The 23,956-nt window shown below is 69.9% G+C and carries 14 protein-coding genes; 11 read left to right on the top strand and 3 right to left on the bottom strand.

Annotated elements, in window-relative coordinates; translation table 11 throughout:
- Positions 1–5: 5 nt before the first annotated feature.
- Both KGQ19_RS05430 and KGQ19_RS05425 read right to left on the bottom strand, forming a co-directional pair.
- Positions 6–2,171 carry a hypothetical protein gene (locus KGQ19_RS05430; RefSeq protein WP_212007950.1) on the bottom strand — a complete coding sequence of 722 codons (2,166 nt, stop codon included), beginning with the start codon at positions 2,169–2,171 and terminating at the stop codon, positions 6–8.
- 78 nt (positions 2,172–2,249) lie between these two features.
- Entirely contained in the window at positions 2,250–3,245 is a 996-nt protein-coding gene (locus KGQ19_RS05425; protein ID WP_212007949.1) for an acetylxylan esterase, read from the bottom strand.
- Positions 3,246–3,443: 198 nt separating this feature from the next.
- Here KGQ19_RS05425 and KGQ19_RS05420 point away from each other — a divergent pair, with 198 nt between their 5' ends.
- The 3 genes from KGQ19_RS05420 (at position 3,444) to KGQ19_RS05410 (ending at position 8,736) form a co-directional block, all read left to right on the top strand.
- A complete protein-coding gene (locus tag KGQ19_RS05420; RefSeq protein WP_212007948.1) occupies positions 3,444–4,457 on the top strand; it encodes a LacI family DNA-binding transcriptional regulator in 1,014 nt (337 codons plus the stop codon).
- Positions 4,458–4,498: 41 nt separating this feature from the next.
- Positions 4,499–7,645 (top strand): glycoside hydrolase family 2 TIM barrel-domain containing protein, encoded by a 3,147-nt coding sequence (locus tag KGQ19_RS05415; protein WP_212007947.1) that lies wholly within the window; start codon positions 4,499–4,501, stop codon positions 7,643–7,645.
- Between the two features lie 116 nt (positions 7,646–7,761).
- Positions 7,762–8,736: a LacI family DNA-binding transcriptional regulator gene (locus KGQ19_RS05410; RefSeq protein WP_212007964.1), complete on the top strand. Its 975-nt coding sequence runs from the start codon at positions 7,762–7,764 to the stop codon at positions 8,734–8,736.
- Positions 8,737–8,774: 38 nt separating this feature from the next.
- Here KGQ19_RS05410 and KGQ19_RS05405 read toward each other — a convergent pair whose 3' ends face one another.
- Positions 8,775–9,626, bottom strand: a complete 852-nt coding sequence (locus KGQ19_RS05405) for an SMP-30/gluconolactonase/LRE family protein (protein WP_212007946.1) — start codon at positions 9,624–9,626, stop codon at positions 8,775–8,777.
- Positions 9,627–9,714: 88 nt separating this feature from the next.
- Between KGQ19_RS05405 and KGQ19_RS05400 the strand changes: the two genes are divergently transcribed.
- The 8 genes from KGQ19_RS05400 (at position 9,715) to KGQ19_RS05365 (ending at position 23,939) form a co-directional block, all read left to right on the top strand.
- A complete protein-coding gene (locus tag KGQ19_RS05400) occupies positions 9,715–11,529 on the top strand; it encodes a glycoside hydrolase family 36 protein (protein WP_212007945.1) in 1,815 nt (604 codons plus the stop codon).
- Positions 11,530–11,560: 31 nt separating this feature from the next.
- Positions 11,561–14,560, top strand: coding sequence for a DOMON domain-containing protein (locus tag KGQ19_RS05395; RefSeq protein WP_212007944.1), 3,000 nt, complete (start codon positions 11,561–11,563; stop codon positions 14,558–14,560).
- A gap of 122 nt (positions 14,561–14,682) precedes the next feature.
- A complete protein-coding gene (locus KGQ19_RS05390; protein ID WP_413562564.1) occupies positions 14,683–15,906 on the top strand; it encodes an enolase C-terminal domain-like protein in 1,224 nt (407 codons plus the stop codon).
- Positions 15,907–15,942: 36 nt separating this feature from the next.
- Positions 15,943–17,298, top strand: a complete 1,356-nt coding sequence (locus tag KGQ19_RS05385; protein WP_212007942.1) for an ABC transporter substrate-binding protein — start codon at positions 15,943–15,945, stop codon at positions 17,296–17,298.
- A 113-nt stretch (positions 17,299–17,411) separates the two neighbouring features.
- Entirely contained in the window at positions 17,412–18,311 is a 900-nt protein-coding gene (locus KGQ19_RS05380) for a carbohydrate ABC transporter permease (RefSeq protein WP_212007941.1), read from the top strand.
- Positions 18,308–19,261: a carbohydrate ABC transporter permease gene (locus KGQ19_RS05375; RefSeq protein ID WP_307856347.1), complete on the top strand. Its 954-nt coding sequence runs from the start codon at positions 18,308–18,310 to the stop codon at positions 19,259–19,261. The genes KGQ19_RS05380 and KGQ19_RS05375 overlap by 4 nt, the downstream gene beginning before the upstream one ends.
- On the top strand, positions 19,258–23,151 hold the full coding sequence (locus tag KGQ19_RS05370) for a fibronectin type III domain-containing protein (RefSeq protein ID WP_212007940.1): 3,894 nt from the start codon (positions 19,258–19,260) through the stop codon (positions 23,149–23,151). The genes KGQ19_RS05375 and KGQ19_RS05370 overlap by 4 nt, the downstream gene beginning before the upstream one ends.
- Positions 23,133–23,939 carry an NAD-dependent epimerase/dehydratase family protein gene (locus tag KGQ19_RS05365; protein WP_212007939.1) on the top strand — a complete coding sequence of 269 codons (807 nt, stop codon included), beginning with the start codon at positions 23,133–23,135 and terminating at the stop codon, positions 23,937–23,939. The genes KGQ19_RS05370 and KGQ19_RS05365 overlap by 19 nt, the downstream gene beginning before the upstream one ends.
- The last annotated feature ends 17 nt before the right edge of the window (positions 23,940–23,956 follow it).

Here is a 23,956-nt window from a genome sequence, read left to right as displayed (position 1 = left end):
CCGCATCACGGCTTCCACGTGTAAACCAGGATCTTGTTCTTCAAGTCGTCCTCGACGGTCACGTGATACGACCCGTCCGACCCCTTCGCCGCGTTCAGCCCATAGGGGACGTCCACCCAGCCCGTAGGCCCGTAAGCCGAAGGCGGCCCGACGATCGCGCTGGGCTCCCACATCCCGACCGGCGAACCGTCCGAGGCCTTCAGCACCCACACCAATCCGCGCGTGGCGATCCCGCACACGAAGATGTAGTCCCCGGCCGGCTGCCAGCTCACCGGTGTGGTCGCCACCGGCTGCACCGTCTCGTCCCAGGGCAGCAGGATCTGCCACGTCGGCGTCGCGGTCGCCGGGTCCTGCTTGCTCCAGTTGTCGTACCGCGCCAGGACCTTGCCGCACTCCTTCCAGTGCGCGTTCTCGAACGGCTGCGCCGCCGTGTATCCGGACACGTACATCACGTCCGTCGCCACGTCGTAGTTCAGCCGCCGCACCGGCTTGAACGGCGCCGGCAGCGCCGTGGTCACCATGTGCGCGTAGTCGTAGATGGGGTTGCCGTGGCTGTCGAAGCCCTGGAGCGGGTAGCGCCGCAGGTTCCGGTCGCCGCCCTCCCAGACGTCGCCCTTGTCGTCGACGAACCACACCCAGCAGTTGCTCGGGGCGCTCAGACCGTTGTTGGTGGTGTACTCGTCGGCGGTGAACACGCCGTCGCCGTTGGCGTCCCGCCAGATCCACTCGCCGGTGGCCGGCTGGAACGGCGGCCAGTTCGGGTCGTCGGTGAAGTGCGCCTTGAAGATCGCGGCCGAGGGGACGGCGATCTCGCCCTGCATTTTGTGGATGACGAGCTCGCCGCTGTACATGCCGGTGGTGTACATGTACAGGTTGTTGTTCAGGCGTTTCACGAACGCCGACGTGATGTGGTGCTGGTGTCCGATCATGAACAGCCGCGGGTCCTGCGGGTACTTCACCGAGTCCAGGGTGTAGCCCAACCAGGTCGAGTCGCTGCCCGGGGTCTTGCTGTAGTCCATGCGGTAGTGCGCGTGCGGGCTGTAGATGTCCAGCGCGTTCGAGGCCGGGTCGAAGTCGCCCGTGGTCACGAACTCCTGGCCGATCAGCTGCCACACCAGGTTCCCGGCCGGGTTGTACTTGCGCAGCCAGGTCCCGAACTCGTTCATGCCGACGTAGACGTTGCCCGCCGAGTCCCCGCCGACGCCGGAGATGCCCCAGAACTTGGTGGGGTCCGGCACGCCGGGCGTGCCGGAACCGATCCCGCCGGGCCGGCCCAGGCTCTTGGCCAGAGTCGGCTTCGGCGAAGTCAAAGCAGTGTACGTATGCACCTGCCGCAGCGGGCCGTTGTCGCCGACCAGCAGGTCGCCGTTGACGTCGATCGCCAGCGAGGTGGGCAGCCAGTCGGCGGCCGGGCCGGAGATCGTGCCGGCCAGCGCGGTGCCGGTGTTGGTGAAGCCGAGCACCGTCACCGGGCCGTTCGTGCCCGGGTGCCAGAAGTGCCCGTCGTTGGTGTCGCGGGTGACGCCGGAGACCACCCAGACGTCGCCGCTCTTCGGGTCGATCGTCACGGCGCCGGGCATGTTCACGGCCCAGGTCCGGACGATCGTGCCGGTCGCGGCGTCGAAGATGATGACCCGGTTCTGGACCCGGTCGGTCGCGACCACCTGGGTGTCGGTGGCCGCGGCCGCGGCCGGCGGGCTGCCGACGGCGAACGTCAGGGTGCTGGCGACCCCGGCCAGCGAGAACGCCGTCAGGCCGTTGCCGACGGTCAGGAACGCGTTCTTGCTGTTGACCGCCACCGCGTCACCGTTCGCGCTGTGGCTGTTGCCGATGACCTTGCCGTCCTTGTAGATCCCCGCCTCGTCGCCGCCCTCGTCCCAGAAGGAGTTGGTGTAGACGGTGCCGTCGGCGGTGACGGCGATGTTGAACAGGAAGTCTTGCATCCACTGTGTGGCACCGGCATACGTGTTCCCCACCCACGAGGTGGTGACGTTCAGCGTGGGGAAGGTGGCGTTGCTGTCGGCGGCTACCGCACCCGCGGTGGCGGAGCGGGCGGATGCCGCCTGCGCCGTGGAATCAGTCAGCAGGGCCCCTGCGACCCCGCCCGCGATCACCGCACCGGCCGAGCTCACGATGAGCTGCCGACGCGTGAATCCCCTTTTGTCCTCCATGTGTGGCTCCCTAGAACGACCGTAAAGTGAACGTTCACTTGAGGGCACTGACGAAGGTAGGTTCGAGCGACCGGACTGTCAACAGTCTGTTTCCAAACCTTGACGGAGCTCAGAGAGCCACCGCAGCTGGACGCCCGCGTGGAACGACCCGCCGCCTTCGTGGTTGTTGAACTCGTACTCCTTGATCTCCTTCGCACCGCCGTAGACGTTGTAGGCGGCGAACACCGTCGAAGGCGGACATATGTCGTCCATCAACGCCACCGAGAACAACGCCGGCGCCGTCGCCCGCTGCGCGTGAGCGACCCCGTCGAAATACGCCAGCGTCCGGCGCACCCGTGACACCGAGTCGCGGTGCATCCGCATATAGGCCGCGAGTTCCGTGTAGGGGCCACGCTGCGCGATATGCACCGCTCGCGGGAAGTCGCACAAGAAGGGCACGTCGATCATCGCCGCCCGCACCGCCGGATGCAGACCCGCGACCGCCAGCGCCAATCCCCCGCCCTGACTAGTCCCCACAACGGAAATCCGCGACGTGTCCGCCTCTACGAACTCCGTCGCCAGCGCTGCCACCGCGTCCACGGCCCGCACCGCGTCGATCGTCACACGCCGGTAGTAGTACTCCTCCGGGTCGCCGATGCCCCGGGTCGCGAACCCCGGGTATGCGGGCCCTGATCCATGCGGATCGGCGGTATCGCCCAATCCCCAATCCGAACCCTGCCCGCGCGTGTCCATCACGAAATACGCGGAGCCGGCGCTGGCCCACAGCACGTCTTCATACGGCAATCCGCGTCCGCCGCCGTAGCCTATGTAGCGCACCACTACCGGAAGCGGCCCATCCGTGTGCCGGGGCAGGTGCAACCAAGCGCGTACCGGCTCGCCCCCATAGCCGGGGAACGTGACATCGTGGGTGGTGATCGTGGTGAGACCGGTGTCGACGGGCTCGGCCGTCGGTTTGCCGCCGAGCGCACGGGCCGCCTCGATGCCGTCCTGCCAGAACGCGTCGAAGTCGGCCGGGGTGGTGTCGTCCGCGTGGCGTTCGCGGAGCCCGTCCAGGGGCAGATCGAAGTCAGGCATCGTCGGCGATCCCCTTAGCTGTCAAGTGAGCGTTCACTCGCCGAACAGGGACAGTAGAACCGCCGCGATCACCCGTCAATCCTCGGGTTACTGCGCGGACAGCTCTTCCGGATTCCGTTGCCGTTGCTTATGATCCAAGCTGTTGTCACGTGAACGTTCATTCCGGGGAGGACGAGGGGGATGCCAGGACGGCCGACCATGCGCAGCGTCGCGGAGCACGCGGGGGTCTCGCACCAGACGGTCTCCCGCGTGGTGAACGGCGACCCGACGGTCACCGACCCGGTACGCCAGCGGGTCGTCACCTCGATGTCCGCGCTCGGATACCGGCCCAGCGCCGGCGGGCGCGCCATGGCCCGCGGCCGCACCGAAGTCGTCGGGCTGGTGATCCCGCACGACCCCGGTTTCGCGTTCGCCAACGACCACCTGATCCGGATGATGACCGGCGCCGAACAGGAACTCGCCGCCCGCGGCTACGGCCTGCTGCTGTCCACCCGCGAGGCCTCCGGCGACCCGGGCTCGCCCTACCGCCGCTTCGACCGGCGCCGGCTGGTCGACGGCCTGATCGTGGAGGGCGGCGGCGGCACCGCCGCGCTGCCGCATCTGGTCGAGCTGGGCTACCCGGTCGTGGTCATCGGCTACACCGAGGACGACCTGGCGATGGTGCACCCGGACGACGAGGGCGGCGCCTACGCGGTCGCGCAGCACCTGCTGGCGTTGGGCCACCGCCGGATCGGCGTGGTCAACGGTCCGCAGGAGAACCGGCTGGCGATGGCGGCCCGGCTGCGCGGCGTCCACCGGGCCTTCGCCGACGCCCGGCTGGAACCCGACCCCGGGCTGACCGTCCACGGAGACTTCACCTTCGAATCCGGCCACGCCGCCGCCCGGCAGCTCATGGCCCGGTCCGAACCGCCGACCGCCGTCTTCGCCTTCAACGACGGCATGGCCCTGGGCGTCCTGCGCTTTCTGCGCGAGAGCGGCCGCGGCGTGCCCGGCGACGTCTCGGTCGCAGGGTTCGACGACACCTCGGCGGCGGTGCTCGGCGAGACCCCGCTGACCAGCGTCGCCCTGCAAAGCGTGGACCTGGGTCGGCGCGCCGCCCAGATCCTGCTAGACCTGTTGGACGGCAAGACCGCACCGAACGGGGAGACCGTCATGGCCGGTCGGCTCATGGTGCGTGCTTCCACCGCGCCGCCACCGGCCGGAACAAGCTGAGAATTCAGACCCCTGACATCCGGAAAGGTTGGTCCGGCTCGATGACCACCGACCAGCATTCGCCCCACAACCAGCACTGCGCCTACGTGGAGGACCGCTCCCCCGGCAGCGGCCGGCTCGCGCCGCGCGCGGCGTTCGCCTCGGACGCCGCGGTGCTGGGCCTGGACGGCCGGTGGCGGTTCCGGCTGGCCGCCGGGCTGCACGACACCACCGAGGCGTTCCAGGAACCGGCCTTCGACGACGCCGCCTGGGACGAGATCGCGGTGCCGTCGTGCTGGCAGCTGGACGGCGTGCCGGGCGAGCCGCGCCACGGCAGGCCGGCGTACACGAACTTCACCTACCCGATCCCGCTGAACCCGCCGCACGTCCCGCGCGAGAACCCGACCGGCGAGTACCGGTACGCCTTCGACGTGCCCGCCGACTTCCACGCCGACGGCGCGCGGCTGCGCTTCGAGGGCGTCGACTCCTGCTTCGCGGTCTGGCTGAACGGCACGCTGCTCGGCGACGGCAAGGGTTCGCGACTGCCCACCGAGTTCGACGTGTCGGCCGCCCTGGATCCGGGGCGGCAGAACGTGATCGCGGTCCGGGTCCACCAATGGTCGGCGGGCACCTACCTGGAAGACCAGGACATGTGGTGGCTGTCCGGCATCTTCCGCTCGGCGGCGATCCTGGAGCGGCCGCGCGACGGTATCTCAGACTTCTTCGTCCACGCCGACTACGACCCGGCGACCGGCGAGGGCACGTTGCGCGTTGAAGTCCTCACAGCCGCCGGCACGGCCCGGCTCACCGTCCCCGGCCTCGGCATCGCCGACGCCGACCCGGCCGGTCCGTTCCGGCTGCGGGGCGTCGAGCCGTGGAGCGACGAGCGCCCGCGGCTCTACACCGGCGAGCTGGTCAGTGCCGGGGAACGCGTCCCGGTCCGGATCGGCTTCCGCCGGATCGAGACCGCCGACGGCGTCCTGCTGGCCAACGGCAGGCCGCTGAAGTTCCGCGGCGTCAACCGGCACGAGTGGCATCCGCTCACCGGCCGCACCCTGAGCGCGGAGACGATGCTCGAAGACGTGCTGCTGATGAAGCGGCACAACATCAACGCGGTCCGCACCTCGCACTACCCGCCGGACTCCCGCTTCCTGGACCTGTGCGACGAATACGGCCTGTGGGTCGTCGACGAGTGCGACCTGGAGACCCACGGCTTCGCGCTGGCCGACTGGCGCGACAACCCGGTCGCCGACCCGGCCTGGCGCGAGGCGATGCTGGACCGCGCCGAGCGGATGGTGGAGCGGGACAAGAACCACCCGAGCGTGGTGATCTGGTCGCTGGGCAACGAATGCGACAGCGGCGAGAACCTGGCCGCGATGGCCGCGTGGATCCGCGAACGCGATCCCGAGCGGCTGATCCACTACGAAGGCGACCGGGACTCCTCCTACGTCGACGTGTACACGCGCATGTACGCCAACTACGACCACGTGGCCGCGACCGGGGTGTATCAGGAGCCGGTGACGGACGACCCGACGGTCGACGCGCACCGGCGCTCGCTGCCGTTCTTCCTCTGTGAGTACGCGCACGCCATGGGCAACGGCCCCGGCGGCCTGCTGGAGTACCGCGAGCTGTTCGAGGCCCACCCGCGCCTGGCCGGCGGCTTCGTCTGGGAGTGGATCGACCACGGCATCGCGCAGGGCTCGCACTACGCCTACGGCGGCGACTTCGGCGAGCGGGTCCACGACAGCAACTTCGTCGCCGACGGCCTGGTGTTCCCGGACCGCACGCCCTCACCGGGTCTGCTGGAGTACGCGAAGGTCTGCGAGCCGGTCCGCGTCGAAGGCGGCGTGATCCGCAACCTGCACCACACCCGCGACACCGGCTATCTGCGCTGGAGGTGGCGGCTGGAGATCGACGGCGAGCTGATCGCGCAGGACGAGCTCGCGGTGCCGCCGATCGAGCCGGGTGCGACGTTCCGGTTCAAGTATCCGGCGGAGCTGACCAAGGCGGCCGAGGCCGCGGACGCCGGCGAGCGCTGGGTGACGGTCGAGGCCGTACTGGCGGCGGACGAGAGCTGGGCGGGCGCCGGGCACGTGATCGCCTGGTGCCAGACGGAGCTGGAAGACGCGCGCGGTATCGCCTCTTCGGCCACGACGGAGGAATCGACGCTCAGCGCGGACTCACCGGCCGGCGCACTGGTGGACCAGGCGGTCGCGGCGACCGTGGACATGTTCCTGGCCGCCTCGGCGGTCGGCACAGCGATCGGGACAGCGGCGGACGGCCCGCCGGTCGGCGACGCTCGCAGCGCCACTCGCGGCGGCGGCGCGCTCACCGGCGCGATGATCGAGCGCGGCGGCTGGGCGGCGGGTTACCAGGCCCCGCACCGCACCGCCGAGGCCATCGAGCTGGGCCCCGCGGCCTTCGACCCGGCCACCGGCGACCTGTCCCGGCTCGGGGACCTCGCGGTCGAAGGGCTCCGCCTGAACCTGTGGCGGGCGCCGATCGACAACGAGCGCTGGTCCTCCTTCACCGCGCCGCCGTTGTTCGAAGCGTGGCAGGCGGCCGGCCTGGACCGGCTCACCCACAACGTCCTCGCCGTCGACTGCGAACCCGACGCGCTCACCGTCACCACCCGCGTCGCGCCGGTCGGCCTGGACCACCACCTGAACGTCACGTATATCTGGTCGGCCGCCGGGGGCAGGCTGCACCTCACCGTCCACAGCGCGCCGAACCGGCCCTGGCCCTGCCCGATCCCCCGCCTCGGCCTGTCGTTCCAGCTCCCCGGCGACCTGGACCGCGTGAGCTGGTTCGGCCTGGGCCCGGGCGAGGCGTACCGCGACAGCCGGTCGGCGGTCCGGCTGGGCAAGCATCAGAGCTCTGTCACAGATCTCCAGACCCCGTACCTGTTCCCACAGGAGAACGGCAACCGGCACCAGGTCCGCAAGGCCTCGATCACCCGGGCCGACGGTACCGGCCTGCTGCTGTCCGGCGCCCCGCACTTCGATCTCGCGGTGCGGCCGTGGAGCAACGCGGCCCTGGAAACCGCGCGCCATCCGGACGAACTGGTCCCGGACGGACGCCTGCACGTCCATGTGGACCACGCACACCACGGCATCGGAAGTGCGTCGTGCGGCCACCCCTTGCAGCCCCGCTACCGCCTGGAAGCCAGGGACTCCAGCTTCACCCTTACCCTGGAGGCGCTACAGTAGCGACACGAGACAACGTAGGCACCGTGCCCGGAGCCTAGACGACTGTCTAGTCGCCGGAAGGAGCCGGACCGCAGGTGAGCACGTCCAGCGCGGGAGGGGAGATCCGCCGCCCGACCATGGCGGACGTGGCGCGGATCGCGGGCGTCAGCCTGAAGACCGTGTCGCGGGTGGTGAACAACGTCCCCACCGTGGACCCGCAGCTGGTGGGCAAGGTCAACGCCGCCGTCGCCGAACTCGGCTTCCGGCGCAACGACATGGCCCGCAACCTGCGGGCCGGCAGCACCTCGGCGACGGTGGGCCTGCTCATCGAGGACCTGGCGAACCCGTTCTACGCCGGGATCGCCGCGGCCTCGGCGCAGTACGCGCTGGACCGCGACACCCTGCTGATCACCGCCAGCTCCGAGGAGGACGCCGACCGCGAGCGCAAGCTGCTGCTGGAGCTGTGCGAGCGCCGGGTGGACGGGCTGCTGGTGGTCCCGGCGGCCGACGCCGACCACGTGTACCTGCGCCCGGAGATCGAGCGCGGCACGCCGATCGTGTTCCTGGACCGGCCGCCGCGCAATCTGCGCGCGGACACGGTGCTGATCGACAACGCCGGGGGTTCCCGGGCGGCCATCGAGCATCTGGTGGCCGCCGGGCACACCCGGATCGGCGTGATCTCGGACTGGCTGACCATATCCACGATGGCCGAGCGGCTCTCGGCGGCGGAGAAGGCGCTGGAGCAGGCCGGGTTGCCGTACCGGCCCGATCTGATCAAGTACGGGCTGCACACCGTGCCGGATGCCACGGCCGCGGTGAACGCGATGCTCGACGGCCCCGAGCCGCCGACCGCGATCTTCGCGCTGAACAACCGGCTGACGCTGGGCACGCTGAGCGCGTTGGGCGGCCGGGCCGCGCAGGTGGAGCTGATCGGCTTCGACGACTTCGAGACCGCCTCGTTCGTGCCGTGGCCGCTGACGGTGGTGTCCTACGACGTGCGCGAGATCGGCCGGATCGGGACGGAACTGCTGTTCAACCGGATCGCCGGGGACCGGTCGCGGCCCAAGACCGTGATTGTGCCGACCGAGCTGGTAGTGCGCAGCGCCGGCTGACCGGCACGGCTGACGCCGACGCGCGCACCCCTATTAAATCAGGCCTCGAATATACCCGTCGGCACCCCCCGCACACCGGCGTCCACGACGAAGACCGAGCCGGCGTAAGGCTCCTGGGCCGCGTGTGTACCTTCCCGCGCGGAGGTCACGAACAGCGCCCCGTCCGCGCCGAACGCACAGGACGACGGCTGCGACACCGGGAAGCGCACGGTCGCGATCAGCCGACCGCGCGGATCGTAGCGCCGCACCTCCCCCGCGCCCCAGACCGCGAGCCACAGGCAGCCGTCCACATCGACGCACAGGCCGTCCGGCAGGCCGTCATCGACCCGGATCAGCTCACTGAGGGACCCGATCGTCCCGGTGCGCACGTCGAACGGCGCCGACAGCACCACCTGCCGCATGCTGTCGGCCAGGTAGAAGACCGTGTCGTCGGGGCTCCAGCCGAGCCCGTTGGGCAGGGTCAGGCCTTCCACGACGGTGCGGACGCCGTGCTGCGGGTCCCAGCAATGCAACGCCCCGCGGCCCGGTTCGAAGGACAATTCCGTGCTGCCCGCCCAGAATCGTCCCGCTGAATCGCATTTCGCATCATTCATCCGCAATGCCGGGTCGTCCAACACAGGGTACTGAACACCAAGGTCACCATCCGGTCTCAGCGTCCCGAAACCCCGCGCACACGCCGCGACCCAGCCTCCGCTTCGGCGCGGCGCCACCGCGCCCAGGGACATCCCGACGGCCGCGAGCTCGGTCGCCGGGCCCGATACGCGCAGATCAGCCCGCAACAGCCGGCCCCGCGGGATGTCGACGAAGAGCAGCCGGCCGGCCGCGTGGTCGACCACCGGGCCCTCGCCCACCTCAGCGTCGCAGGGTACGAACACCTCCGGATTGAACATGGGAATGCGCTTTCCTTTCCCTCGCTGAAACTCTGGACAACGTTGTCTCAGCGTGGCTATGGTTCCTGCCAATCCCCTGAGAGGAACGATGATGGCCCCGCTGACCGACCGGCGTCACCTGTGGAACGACGGCAGTGCCCTTGAGGTGCACGGTGTCGTCGTCACACGGCTGACCCCCGGTCCGGCGCCGGTCCTCACCGCGGAACTCGGGGGCGGGGTCGCCGAGCTCGCCGGTGGGGCGGATCAGACAACGTTGGTACGTCTGGACGTCCCGCTCGGCGGCGCCGTCGGCTACTGGCACCCGGCCGCCGGCTGGGACCGCCACTTGGCCGCGGACTGGATGACCGGTTGGCGCGCGATCGGCCTGGCCGACTCGGCGCCGCTGGGTTGTCTGTACGACGGCAGCGCGAACACCTTGCTCGCCTACGCCACCGACCGCCTGGTCGCGACCACGCACCTGAAGTTCGGCCTCGGCGAGCGCACCGGCCGGTTCGGCATCTGGCTGGCGATGGACCTGGAGCCCGGCGAGGTCTGCCGGATCCGAATAGCCGAGCCGGGGCGGTCGCACGCCGACACGCTGCGCGAGCTGGCTCGCTGGCAGTCCCCTGAGACCGGGCTGCCCGTCCCGGACGCCGGGCGGACCCCGACCTACTCGACGTGGTACTCCTACCACCAAGACGTGAACGCGGCGGCGATCGAGGCCGAGGCCGAGCTGGCCGCCGAAGCCGGATGCGGACTCCTCATCCTGGACGACGGCTGGCAGCGCGGCGGCACCGGCGGCGGCTACTCCGGGTGCGGCGACTGGGAACCGGACGCCGACAAGTTCCCGGACTTCGCCGCACACGTCGCCGAGATCCACGCGACCGGTCTGAAGTACATGGCCTGGATCGCCCCGCTGTTGCTCGGGCAGGACAGCGCGGCGCGTGCAGCGCTGGCCGGGTTCGCCCCGCACGCCCGGCCCGAATGGGGCTGCCACGTGCTGGACCCGCGGCACGCCGAGGTCCGCGCCTTTGTCGTCGACTCCTGCGCACGGCTGGTCCAGAGCTACGGCCTGGACGGCCTGAAGATCGATTTCCTGGACTCCGCCTCGGCGTATGCGAGTGGGACGCACGCCGAGGCGGGCAACACCGCTGACCCCGTGCCCACCGGAGAGCCGGCCGCCGAAGGCTGGATCCCCGACGTCGGCACCGCGATGCGCGTCATGCTGGCCGCCCTGCGGGGGCGCTTGCACGCCGCTCTCGGCACCGACTTCCTCATCGAGTTCCGCCAGCCGTATACCGGCCCTGCGATGCTCGAGTACGGCAACCTGCTGCGCGCCAGCGACTGCCCGGCCGACGCGGTCGCCAACCGCGTGAAGTCCCTGGACCTGGCGCTGCTCGCACCGGACGTCGCGATCCACTCCGACATGCTGATGTGGGACGCGTCCGCCCCCGCGGAGCAGGCGGCCAGGCAGCTGCTGGCCGTGCTGCACACCATCCCGCAGATCTCGATGCGGCTCGCCGATCTGCCCGCCGAGCACCGGGCGATGATCGCCTTCTGGCTCGGTTTCTGGCGGGACCGCCGCGATCTGCTCACCCGCGGCCCTGTCCTCGCCGGCCGCCCCGACGAGCTTTATCCCCTGACGACCGTCACCGACGCCGAGCGCGCGGTCGCGGTCCTGCACACCGTGAACCACCTGGTCCCGCTCGACCTGAGCGGGCTCCGTGAGGCCGCCGTGGTCAACGCCACCGACTCCGGCCGCGTCGTCCTCGACCTTCGGCACCAATCCGCCGTGCGCCTGACTGTGTCAGACGCCTGCGGTCGCACCATCCGCGAGGAGCACACACGCCTAGCCCTCGGGCCGAGCTCCGTCGCGGTGCCCCCGTCCGGCCTGTGCCTGATCACCCCGATCACAGAGGTCTGACACCAACTCCGTCGCCATGGAGGCCCGAGAGATGACCCACCCGGAAGGCGCCGAGAACCACCCCGCAGCACCCGGTATCCCCGGTATCCCCGGTCCGCTCGAACGTGATCGGATCACCCGCAAGCAGATCAGCCGCCGTCGCGCGCTGGGCTACGGCGCGGCCGCCGCCGCCGGAACCGCGGCGGTGAACATGCTCGGCAGCCAGAGCGCGCAAGCCGACGCGGCGAACGCCCCGGGGAGCGCCGGCGGCTCGGCCGCAGTCCCGGCCACCGCCGGCGCCCTGACGAAAGCAGCCGCCCCGGCGGTCCGGATCCCGTTGGTGGACGTCAACTTCACCGACACCACAGGGCTCTACATCGCCGACGCCAACAGCGGCACGGCGGCGACGGCCCTGGTCGTCACCTTCAACAGCACTGTCGCGATGACCGGCACCATCGCCTGGACCCTGACCCGGCGCGGCACCACGCAGCTCGGGACCGGCAGCTCCGCGTTCAGTGCCCCGGCCGGCTCCCCCGGCGTGGTCACGATCCCGCTGGGAAACCTGAGCCCGGACCACTACCAGGTGGCGGTCACCGTCACCAAGTCCGACAACACGGTCCTGATCAGCGCCATCCACGGCCTCGGCGTGATCCGGCAGACCGTGGCCGGGGTGCGCCCGAACTCCCCGTTCGGCCTGGGCATCCGGCCTGAGGGCACCTGGGCCACCAGCCGCCAGATCGCCGCGCGCATGGGGGTGAAGTGGACCCGTGGCGTCAACGCCGTCGAGCCCGACACCGTCGCCCCCTCGCCCGGCGTCTTCTGGGACCAGACCGCGATCGACGCCGCGCGCGCCGAGATCCAGGACTGGCTGGCGCTGGGGATCACGCCGATCGCCGGCATCAACTACAACATGTCCTGGAACGTGGAGCCGCTGCCCAACGGCACGATCCCGCTGCCGTACCAGAACCGGCCCAAGGACATGGTCGCGCACTCGGAGATGGTGTACCACAGCATCGCGCCGTTGCAGGACCTGGTCGAGAACTGGGAGCTGTGGAACGAGCCGTGGGTGCACGGCTGGTCCTGGGCGACCGGCACCGCGCAGGACTACCGCGACATGACCAAGCTGATCTGGGACCTGGTCAAGCCGGACTACCCGAACGTGAACCTGATCGGCGGCGGCTCGGTCACCTACAACCGGGACATCGTCTACGCGATCGGCTCGGACAAGGTCGGCTACATCGACGGTTCGGTCAACCACGCGTACGGCTTCCCGGACTCCACGCAGTACGCGATGACCAAGACGCAGATCAAGCTGGACCGGAAGTACGGCCAGAACCAGGGCCGGGCCGGCCAGTGGCAGACCGAGCTCGGCACCGCCGGCAGCCTGCAGTTCACGGCGTATCCGGCGAACATGCAGCAGTACGGCGTGGCCCGCACGCTGACCCCGAACTACCTGTTGCACATGCTGGCCGGGGCCGAGGAGAACTCGCCGGTCAAGGTGTTCTGGTTCTCGCTGTGCTACGACGCGACCTACTCCGGCGCCGAGTTCAACATGTACGACAACAAGACCAAGAGCCCGAGCGCGCCGATCGTCGCCTACTCGACGATGACCCGGGTGCTGGAGGACTGTCAGCTCCTTGAGGAGCTGTATCCGACGGCGAAGTCCACGTGGGGCTTCCTGTTCAAGCACGCCGACGGCAAGGGCCGGGCGGCGATCTACGCCGACCAGCTCTACGACGGCACGATGGAGCACCAGAACGCGGGCTACACCGGCACGCTGACGCTGAACAGCGCCCGGCACATCCGCGTCTACGACTACCTCGGCACGCTGCTGGCCGACGGCAGCAAGTCCACGGTCACACTCCCGCTGAACCCGTGGGAGGTGCTGTACTTCGACACGGATCTGCGGCCGAACGACCTGAAGACGGCGCTGACCGAGGGCGCGGTGTTCACCTACGACGAGCCGGTGAAGGTCACGCCGCTGTCGTTCGTGACGCCGATCGGGCCCGGCAGCACCATCGATCTGCGGGTGGAGAACGTCTCGCCGGGCTTCGTGCACGCCAACGTGACGATGACGCCGCCGGCCGGCTGGACGGTTCCGGGCGCGACCCGGCCGGTGATGCTGGCGCCGGGCGAGAGCCAGATCGTCTCCTGGCCCGCCCAGACCTCCCAGGTGGATCCGAACAACCAGTACCCGATCGCCTATGACGTGACGATCCCGGGCCGGGACGGCTTCCATCTGAAGGGTTCGCAGACCGTCCAGCTGGCCTACGTCCCGAACCGCTCGATCACGGTCGGGGGCAGTGCGAGCCAGTGGAACGGCGTCGTGCCGGTCACGATGAGCAGCACGGTGCTGTTGGCCGGCGTGAGCGACACCAAGAACTACACCTTCCAGACCGCCTGGGACAGTACGAGCCTGTACGTCCGCGCGGTCATCGAGGACCAGACTCAGTCCTCGAACTTGGTGTGGGCCTCGGCGCAGGGCCAGTACCTGTTCCCCTTCGCCGCCGACAGCGTCCAGATCGGCTTCAACGTCGTGGCCAACCCCGACGACCTGCTGGCCGGCGACCCGCACTACGACAAGTGCCTGGTCTCCGCCTCGCACCTGTTCGTGGCCACCCTGCCCTTCGGCCCCGGCGAACTGCACCGCCAACTGGCCCCCGGCACGAACTACCAGACGTTCTACCCGACCAACGCGGTGCTTCCGACACCGCTGGGCCAGCTGGACGCGCACGCCACCACCGGCGCCGACGGCCGGGTGGTCGTCACCCGCGACGACACCAACAAGGCGACGACGTACGAGCTGGCGATCAACTGGAACCAGCTCCCTGATCTGTACGCGGCGCTCAACGCCCTGCCGGCCGGACAGGTCCACGAGGCCACGATGGCGGTCCAGGTCAACGACCGGGGCACCGGCGCGCACGGCGCGACGTACTGGACGGCGCAGAACGAGGGAACCGCCTCGGGCTGCTACAACTTCGCCCCGTTCTGGGGCACCGGCGCGCAGTTCACCGGCGGCCGGATCGACACCCGATGGGGGCTCGGCAAGTGACCTCGCACGACGAACTCCGGCCCGCCGAACCGCCTTGGGCGGCGCCCTCCGGCGGGCCGGACTCGGGCACCGACCCAGGCAGCACCGCGGGCACCGGCTCCGGCGGCGCCTCAGGCGTCCGCATCACCGGCGTCCGCACGATCCTCACCGCGCCGACCGGCACCACGCTGGTCGTGGTGCGGATCGACACGAACCAGCCGGGCCTGTACGGGCTCGGGTGCGCGACCTTCACCCAGCGCGCCAAGGCGGTCGCGACCGCGGTCGACGAATACCTGGCGCCGCAGCTGATCGGCCGCGATCCGGCCGACATCACGGACATCGTCAGCACCCTGCATGTCTCCGGGTACTGGCGCTCCGGTCCCGTTCTGAACAACGCGCTGTCGGGCGTCGATATGGCTTTGTGGGACATCAAGGGGAAGGTCGCCGGGCTCCCGGTGTGGCAGCTGCTCGGTGGCCGCTGCCGCACCGCGGTCCCGCTCTACACCCACGCCGCGGGGGTGGACGCCAAGGCGGTCGCCGAGGAGGTCCAGGAATGGATCGAGGCCGGCTACCAATACGTGCGCTGTCAGGTCGCCGTCCCCGGGGGCGGCACCTACGGCGCACCGAAGGCGACGAGCGCCGGCGGGAGTGAGGGCTACCGGCGTGCGCTCGTCGCCGACGCGTGGGATCCCCGCGCGTACCTGCGGACCGTGCGCGGGCTGTTCGAGCACCTGCGCAGCACGGTGGGCTCGGAGGTGGAGCTGATCCACGACGTGCACGAGCGGGTGCATCCCACCGAGGCCGTGCGGCTGGCCAAGGAGCTGGAGCCGTACGACCTGTTCTATCTCGAGGATCCGGTTGCCCCGGAAGACCTCGACTGGCTCCGCGCCATCCGGAACCAGAGCGCGACGCCGATCGCGATCGGCGAGCTGTTCGTCAACCCGGCCGAGTACCGGCCGGTGGTCACCGAGCGCCTGTGCGACTTCATCAGGGTCCACATATCGGCGATCGGCGGACTGACCCCGGCCTGGCGGCTGGCGAACCTCGCCGAGACCTTCGGGATCCGCACGGCGTGGCACGGCCCCGGGGACGTCTCGCCGATCGGCCACGCCGCGAACCTCGCCCTGGACCTGGCCAGCCCGAACTTCGGGATCCAGGAGCAGCATCTGTTCGCCGACCAGCACCGGGAGGTCTTCCCGGGCTGTCCGGAGATCCGGGACGGCCACCTGTGGCCGTCGTACGCGCCGGGGCTCGGCGTCGACCTCGACGAGGCCCTGGCCGCCAAGTACCCGCCGGCCGCCAAGGCCGAGCCCGGACGTGCCTGGCGCCCGCCGCGCCGGAGCGACGGTGCCCTGCAACGCCCGTAGTTCGCTCCCACTTGTCAGGAAACGGAGATAGTCGTCATGAGCATCCGCAGACCGGTCGCGATCGGCATCGTGGCCGTCGTGGCCGCGACGAGCGCCGCCGCGTGTTCGTCCAGCAAGTCCTCGGGGTCGGGCTCGGCCGGGCCCAAGGAGACGCTCACCATCGCCGAGTGGACGAACCCCGGCGCGGTGGACTACACCAAGGCGCTCGACGCGCAGTTCGAGAAGGCGCACCCGAACGTCAAGATCAACTTCCAGAACACCTCGACCGCGAACGGCGCCTGGGGCCAGCTGTCCAACAGCCTGCTGCAGTCCAAGTCGGTGGACGTGCTGGCGCAGTTCGCCCCGACGCAGAAGGCGTTTCCGCCCAGCTTCACCAACATCAAGCCCGGCGGGCCCGCGGCGCTGATCGAGGCCGGCCAGCTGGTCGACCTGAAGGACCAGCCGTTCATGAAGAACTACGACATGACGGCGCAGCAGTCGGCGATCGGCTACAACGGCGGCGTGTACGGCGTGATGGCCGCCGAGTACGCCGGGGCCGGGGCGATCTGGTACAAGAAGGACCTGCTCGCCAAGTACAACATGACGGTCCCGACCACGTTCACGGAGTTCCTGGCCGACTGCGCCAAGCTCAAGGCGGCCGGCAAGACCCCGATCTTCCTGGCCGGCAAGGTCGGGATGCAGGGCGGCATCTGGCAGGGCATCGAGAACCAGACGCTGATGGCCGGCAAGCAGCCCGCCGACTCCACGCAGGTCTCCTCCGACCGCGCCAACGCGTTCTGGAACGGCACGCAGAACTGGAACAACCAGGCGTACAAGGACATCGGCGCGAAGTACCAGCAGGTGATGCAGTACATCGAGCCGGCCGCCGCGGGCGTGGACCAGCAGACCGCGCCGGGGCTGTGGGCGGTCAAGTCCGACGACTACCCGTTCCTGCTGGACGGTTCGTGGGACTCCTCGACCATCCTGAAGGCCAACCCGAAGCTGAACGTCGGCCTGTTCGTGCTGCCGGGCACCGACAACGCCGCGGACAACCGGGTTCCGGTCAAGCCGGACCTGACCTGGGTGGTGCCGACCTCGGCCCCGCACAAGGACCTGGCGATGGAGTGGCTGACGATGTTCTCGGACCCGGCCAACTACCAGAACTGGCTGAAGGCCACCGGTTCGATGTCCACCGAGCCCTCGGTCAGCAACTCCGGCACGTCGTGGATGGACTGGCTGAACCAGCACACGTCGGACTCGTTCGTGCAGCTGACCACGCCGTGGATCCCGCAGGGCGCGTCCAACGACGCCGCCGGGCCGGACTACTACAAGCTGGCGCCGATCGGCTCGGACAGCCTGGACACCATCCTGAACCGCTCCGCTTCGGCCTACACGAAGTCGATCGGTAAGTAAGACCCCTCCCTTAGGCCCGGCGCGACGCCGCCCGGTTCCCGGCCCCGTGAAGCGGGCCGGGGCCGGTCGGTGGCCGATCGTGGGCCGCACAAGCACCGTTGAGAGGAGGCGGCGTGTCACGCTGTCCCTTCGGAACCTCACGCACCAGACGGTTCATCCCCTGGGCCAGCATCTCGATCCCGGGGATCGGGTGGCTGTTGTTCGGCCTCTACCCGTCGCTGGCGACCATCGTGTACTCGTTCACGCAGTACTCGGGGCTGCCCGGCACACCGGTGAACTTCTGCGGGTTCTGCAACTACACCAACGGCTTCACCGCCCTGTGGGGCGAGTTGTGGCCGGCCATCAAGACCACGCTGATCTACGTGGCCGGCGTCACCATCCTGCAGAACGCCATCGGCCTGGGCCTGGCCATGCTGATGAACCGCCCGGGCCGCTCCTACACCTTCTACCGCGCGCTGATCTTCATGCCGCAGATCTTCTCGGTCGCGGTCGTGGGCACCACCTTCGCGCTCATCCTGGACCCGATCACCGGCCCGGCCGAGAACGCCTGGCACGGCATCTTCCACAGCACCTCGGCCTTCCTCGGCGACAACACCCTGGCCCTGCCGCTGGTGATGGCGGTGAACATCTGGATGTTCTCCGGCTACTCGATGCTGATCTACATCGCCGGCCTGCGGAACATCCCGAAGCCGGTCTACGAGGCCGCGGCCCTGGACGGCGCCGGCAAGTGGCGCGTCTTCCGGCACGTCACCTGGCCGCTGCTGGCCCCGGCCACCACCGTCAACGTCTTCCTCACCGCGATGGGCACGCTCGGCGAGTACGCGCTGATCCTGGTCCTGACCGGCGGCAACTTCGGCACCAAGACCCTGGGGCTCTACATGTACGACTCGGCCTTCGGCAGCAACGCCCAGCTGGGGTACGGCTCGATGCTGGCGATCCTGCAGTTCGGGCTGACGCTGGTGATCGGCGGCGGGTTGCTGTGGGCGCTGCGGCGGCGGGAGATCCAGCTGTGAGCGGCACGACGGCGATGGCGGCCCTCGCAGATCAGGGCCCGCATGCCCCGGCCCAGAACCCCCGCCGCCAGCTCAAGCAGCCCTCGCGGGTCGCGCGGCTGGCCCGGCTCAGCGGCCGGCAGCTGCTGTGCTTCGTGATCGCGGCGTTCGTGTTCGCGGCGCCGCTGGTGTACCTGTTCCTGCAGTCGTTCAAGACGTTCACCGGCTTCCTGCAGGACCCGACCGGCAGTCCGCATCCGTGGACGAAGCAGAACTTCAGCGATGCCTGGAGCGTCGGGGACTTCGGGCGCGAGATGATCAATAGTCTGATCTACGCGGTCATCCCGGTGACGATCACGCTGACCTTGGGCGTGTTCCTGGCGTTCCCGATCTCGCGCGGGTGGTTCCGGCACTCCAACGTCCTGTACAGCTTCTTCATCTTCTCCGGGTTCCTGCCCGGCGGGCTGATCCCGCTGTTCATCGAGGCGCGGGCGCTGCACCTGTACAACTCGATGCCCGGCTACCTGCTGATGGTCAGTCTGTCCGGGGCCGGGTTCTTCTTCTTCGTCGGGTACATCAAAGGCATCCCGAAGGAGATCGACGAGGCGGCGGCGCTGGACGGCTGCGGCTACATCCGGTTCATCTTCCGGATCGTCATCCCGCAGATGAAGCCGGCGCTGGCGACGTTCGCCATCTTCGGCTTCGTCGGTTCCTGGAACAACCTGATCCTGCCGCTGGTGATGCTCTCCGACAAGTCGCTGTGGCCGGTGACGCGCGGGCTGTACTCGTTCTTCGGCGAGAACACCCAGAACTGGCCGCTGATCGCCGCCGGGACGTTCATCGTGGCCGCGCCGATCCTGCTGCTGTTCATCCTGTTGCAGCGCTTCCTGGTCGAGGGCGTGGCCGGCGGCGCGGCGTTCGGCACGCAGGGTGTGACGAAGGCGGCCGCCGACCAGGGAGACGCGGAGTGAGCACCACCGGGTTTCAGCCACAGACCCAGACACAGACCCCGACCAGGGTCTGGGGCGCGCGGGACGGGCACATCGAGTTCGTCCTGCGCGACCTGATCGACCATCCGGAGTTCGCCTGGCCCCGGACGCTGTTGAGCTACCCGGTGCGCTGGGAGACACCGTCGGTGCGGGCCGGGGACCTGCGGCTGACGGACGAGAACGGCGAGCCGGTGCCGTTCCAGCTGTCGCAGAACACGAAGTCGACCACCTTCCTGACCACCGCGACCGTCCATTTCTTCGCCGAACTCGGTCCGGGCCGGAACCGCCGGTTCACGCTGTCCACCCGGGCCGAACTCCCGCTCGCCGAGTCACCGCTGCCGGTCTCGGTGTCGAAGGCCGAGGACGGGATCGAGCTGGACAGCGGGGTCCTGCGGGTCCGCCTGCCGGGCACGAGGATCCCGTTCTCCGGCGACGACCCGGTGCCCGGCCCCATCACGCACTTCGACCGCGGCTCCGGCTGGATCGGGACGTCGACGCTGTCCGGCACCGTCAAAAGCCTGAAGTGCCGGGTCCTGGAAGCCGGCCCCCTGTTCGCATCCTGCGAAGTCAGCTACCGCTTCACCGACGGCGCCCACTACACCGCGGTGGTGCGCGCCCTGTCCGGCTGCGACTTCATCGAGCTGTCGGAAGCGATGTCGGACGGCCTGGACGCGCGCTGGGACCTGGCCTGGACCGGCCTGTCCCCCACCCACCGCTTCTCCTCGTCCTGGCCGCACGAACAGGCGCACGCCTGGCGCGGCATCGCCGACCCGATCGTGCTGGGCGGCGGCGGGGAGGACCCGAACTTCTCCGGGCCCGGCGGCACCGAGGACCCGAGCGTGGACATGATGTTCACCGTCGGCCCCTACGCCCCGAGCTTCGCCTGGGACATCCGGCCGCACGCGGCTTTCTGGGATGAACGATCGGGTGACGCGTGCGGCGTCTTCATCCGCGACCACGCGCAGTGGGACGACCGCCTCTACGCGCTGTGGGCCTCCTCGCACCAGCTCCAGCTGCACTTCCGGCACACCGACGGCGTCCTGCACTGGACCTGGCCGCTGCGCCCCGGCACCCGGGCCACCGGCATCGCCTTCTACAGCCACGAGCGCGACCTGGAAGCCTTGCGCCGCCAGGAGAACGGCATCGACGCGCACTTCCAGTCCACCTACGCCCGCGACCTGCACCACTGGCAGGGCACGCTCAGCCTGGACCGGGTCAAGGACTGGCGGCTGGAGTACGACGGCGCCCGGCCGGACCCGGTGGCCACCGAGGGCGAGTTCGCCACCGCCGAGGACTTCCTGAAGGCGTTCTTCGAGGGCGACGAGGGTCCGCGGCTGATCGCCCGCGGCGTCAATGAGGTCGGCGGCTATCTCAATATCCTGCAACGGCCGCTCTACGACCGGTTCCTGGACGGCTACGACCGGCACCGCGAATCGCTGTCCGCCGAGGACCGCCGCCGCGTCGAAGCCCTGCTGATGCTGTGCGCGTACGTCTCGGCCAACGAAGAGATGACGCCGCTGCTGCGCATGTTCGGCGGCCACCCCAACTTCAACGCCGACGGCGTCGCCGCCCTCGGCGCCCTGGCCTGGGCCTTTCCCGACCACCCGGACGCCCCGGTGTGGAAGGACCGGTTCGAGAAGGTCGCCGAGCTGCTGGGGCAGACGTTCACCCGGCCGGCCCTGAGCGGCTACGAGTCCGCCGGCGGCCGCTGGACCGAGAGCATCGCCACCTACACCTGGGCCTTCCTGCGCCCGATCACCCTCGGCAACGCGCTGGCCCGGCGCTCCGACGGCCACAACCGGCTGACCACACCGGAGTACGCGGCGCTCGGCCGCTGGCTGGTCGACGCGCTCACCACGCCGATCGCCACGCCTGAGGGCCCGATGCGCATGCACCCCACGCAGGGTGCGCACGCGTTCTGGCCCCGGCGCTCCCCGATCGACCTGCGCCGCCTCGCCGACGCGCTGCGCAACTACGAACCGCTGCTCGCCGAGCACCTGATCTGGGGCAGCGACGAGAACGCCAAGGGCCTGGACGTCCGGCCGGGCATGCCGGATCCGTGGCGGCCGTTGGTGGAGACGGTCGGGAATTCCGGTACCAATCCCCGGCTTCGCAGCTCCAAGTACACCGGCTACGGCATCACCCTGCGCGCCGATTTCTCGCAGGACTCTGAGGTGGCCGTCTTCCTCGAACAGGTCGACCACGGCCCGAACTATCGCTGGGGAATCGCCGACGACAACGGTTCCGGCCACATCTACTACTACGCCGAAGGCCGCGCCTGGAGCGGCCACGGCCCCGAGGACGCCGGCGACCGCCGCGTGCCGGACGCCACGTTCACCACGGCCTGCGGGGTCTGGAAGGACGGCGCGTTCCGGGCGATCGGGCAGAACGTGCTGGAGCGCCCCTTCTACGATCTGGGCTGGGCCCAGTACGCGGAGATCGTGCCGCATCCGGACGGCCCGGTGGCCGAGGAGTACAAGAGTCGCAGCGTCCTGCTGATGGGCTCGGACTACATCGCGGTCCACGACGCCTTCGCCCCCAAGCAGCGCGTGGTGTGGACCTGGTCCACGCTGGCCGCCGCGACCGGCCACGACGCGAACAGCTTCGCCGAGCTGCCGGACCGGATGCCGGCCGTCCACATGCTCAGCGGCGTGCCGTTCGTGGACGAGATCCGCACCTCCACCTCGCAGATCCGGCGCTGGGAGGGCACGGACACCGACGTGCTGGCGGTGGTCAGCCACCGCGGCGACCTGGCGGCCGACGCCCGGCCCTGGGGCGGCCGGATCCGCGGCCCGCACGGCGTGGACCACGTGTTCGGCGCCGGCGAGACCGACTACGCCGCCGACGGCCTGCGCTTCACCGGCACCGTCGGCGCGATCCGGGTCGGCGACGACGGCCACACCCGGCTGGCCCTGTTCCACGGCAGCGCGATCGGCGCCGGCAACGTACTGCTCAGCACCGACGACCCGGAGCTGGGCATCAGCCTGGAGTTCGCCGACCCGGCACACATCACAGGGGTCTTCTTCACCCGGACCGAGACCACCGCGAAGCTGTGGATCGGCACCGGGCTCGGCGCCGGATCGCTGTTCGTGGACGGCGTTGCGCCGATGATGACCAGGATCGGCGACACCGAACTGCTGATCTCGCTCCCGGCCGGACGGCACGTCCTGGAGTTCACGCAGGGCCTGCCCCGTCCGCTCCCGCCGCGCGTCCTGCGTACCGCGAACAGCAGCGAGAGCGCCATCATCGAGTTCGAACACGTGCAGGCGGCCGAGTCCTACGTGATCCAGCTGTCCAAGGACGGCGGAAACCGTTGGGAGACCGCCGGTTCGGCCCGTCAGAGCCCCTTCACCCTGCACGGCCTCGCCAACGGCACCAAGTACCACGTGCGCGTCGTGGCCGGTAACAGCGACCAGACCAGCGAGCCCGGCCCGGACTACCCGTGCTACGTCGACAACCAGCGCCCGCCGGCCCCGGACGGCCTGCGGCTGCGCCTCGGCGCCGGGCACGTGGACGCCACCTGGGGCGAAGTCCTTGGTGCTTCGCGCTATCGCCTCTATCGTCGGTTGAAGGGCGATCTTGGCTACCGGGAGGTCTTCTCAGGGCTGGCATTCGAATTCCGGGACACCGAGCCGGACACGGACCGCGTCTACGAATACGCCGTCGCCGCCGAGAACGGCAACGGCACCGGTCCGGAGTCCACGCCGATCGACACCGACGCCACCAGCTGGCGGTTCTGGGAACCGCCGGTCCGCGTCGGCGGACAGGGTCCCGGCTTCCGACGCCGGCACGCTTATAACCAGCCTCCTTACACGCCGAATCCGATCGCCCCCGAAACCTATGGGGAGGCATCATGCGCGAACGGATCCTGATCACCGGCGCGGCCGGGCGCATCGGCAGTGCGCTGCGTCCGCTGATGACGCGGCCGGACCGGGTACTGCGGCTGCTGGACATCAACCCGGTGGACCGCGGCGAGGACGGCGCGGAGATCGTGACCGCGTCGTTCGCCGACCCGGGCGCCATCAAAGAGGCCTGCGACGGCGTGGACGCCGTGGTGCACCTCGGCGGGCAGCCCGGCGAAGGGTCGTGGGAGCACTTGGCCGAGGTGAACGTCGAGGGCACCCGCCAAGTGCTGGAAGCCGCGGTCCGGCAGGGGGTGCCGCGGATCGTGCTGGCCTCGAGCATCCACGCGGCCGGGTTCTGGACCCGGGACGACGTCGGGCCGGACGGGTTCCTGCCGGCCGACGTGCCGCCGCGCCCGGACACCTTCTACGGCGCCAGCAAGGCCGCGGTGGAAGCGCTGGGCAGTCTGTACCACTCGCGGTTCGGCATCGATGTCAGTTGCCTGCGATACGGCGCGTACCGGGCCGCACCGCACTCGGTCGTCGACCTCGCCGTGTGGATCTCGCACGAGGACGGCGCGCGTCTGGTCCAGGCGTGCCTGAGCACGCCACCGCCGGCCGGGTTCCGGGTGCTGTGGGGCGTCTCGGCCAACACCCGGCGCTGGTTCTCGCTGGCCGAGGGCGAGGCGATCGGCTACCGGCCCCGGGACGACGCCGAGCGCTTCGCAGCCGGCATCCCCGGGATCGGGGACTTCGACTGGTCCGCTCCGGCTCTGCACCGGGTCGGCGGCGGTTTCTGCGCAATGCCGCTTGGTTGATCGGGACATCCGGCGGC

It is taken from the genome of Catenulispora pinistramenti (genome assembly GCF_018274385.1).
Classification (GTDB): domain Bacteria; phylum Actinomycetota; class Actinomycetes; order Streptomycetales; family Catenulisporaceae; genus Catenulispora; species Catenulispora pinistramenti.
This window is presented reverse-complemented; position numbering and strand designations above follow the sequence as displayed.

What these genes read in the sequence shown, in the direction of transcription:
- KGQ19_RS05430 (WP_212007950.1), bottom strand. Translation starts at nt 2,171, where the DNA reads ATGGAGGACAAAAGGGGATTCACGCGTCGGCAGCTCATCGTGAGCTCG.
- KGQ19_RS05425 (WP_212007949.1), bottom strand. Translation starts at nt 3,245, where the DNA reads ATGCCTGACTTCGATCTGCCCCTGGACGGGCTCCGCGAACGCCACGCG.
- KGQ19_RS05420 (WP_212007948.1), top strand. Translation starts at nt 3,444, where the DNA reads ATGCGCAGCGTCGCGGAGCACGCGGGGGTCTCGCACCAGACGGTCTCC.
- KGQ19_RS05415 (WP_212007947.1), top strand. Translation starts at nt 4,499, where the DNA reads ATGACCACCGACCAGCATTCGCCCCACAACCAGCACTGCGCCTACGTG.
- KGQ19_RS05410 (WP_212007964.1), top strand. Translation starts at nt 7,762, where the DNA reads ATGGCGGACGTGGCGCGGATCGCGGGCGTCAGCCTGAAGACCGTGTCG.
- KGQ19_RS05405 (WP_212007946.1), bottom strand. Translation starts at nt 9,626, where the DNA reads ATGTTCAATCCGGAGGTGTTCGTACCCTGCGACGCTGAGGTGGGCGAG.
- KGQ19_RS05400 (WP_212007945.1), top strand. Translation starts at nt 9,715, where the DNA reads ATGATGGCCCCGCTGACCGACCGGCGTCACCTGTGGAACGACGGCAGT.
- KGQ19_RS05395 (WP_212007944.1), top strand. Translation starts at nt 11,561, where the DNA reads ATGACCCACCCGGAAGGCGCCGAGAACCACCCCGCAGCACCCGGTATC.
- KGQ19_RS05385 (WP_212007942.1), top strand. Translation starts at nt 15,943, where the DNA reads ATGAGCATCCGCAGACCGGTCGCGATCGGCATCGTGGCCGTCGTGGCC.
- KGQ19_RS05365 (WP_212007939.1), top strand. Translation starts at nt 23,133, where the DNA reads ATGCGCGAACGGATCCTGATCACCGGCGCGGCCGGGCGCATCGGCAGT.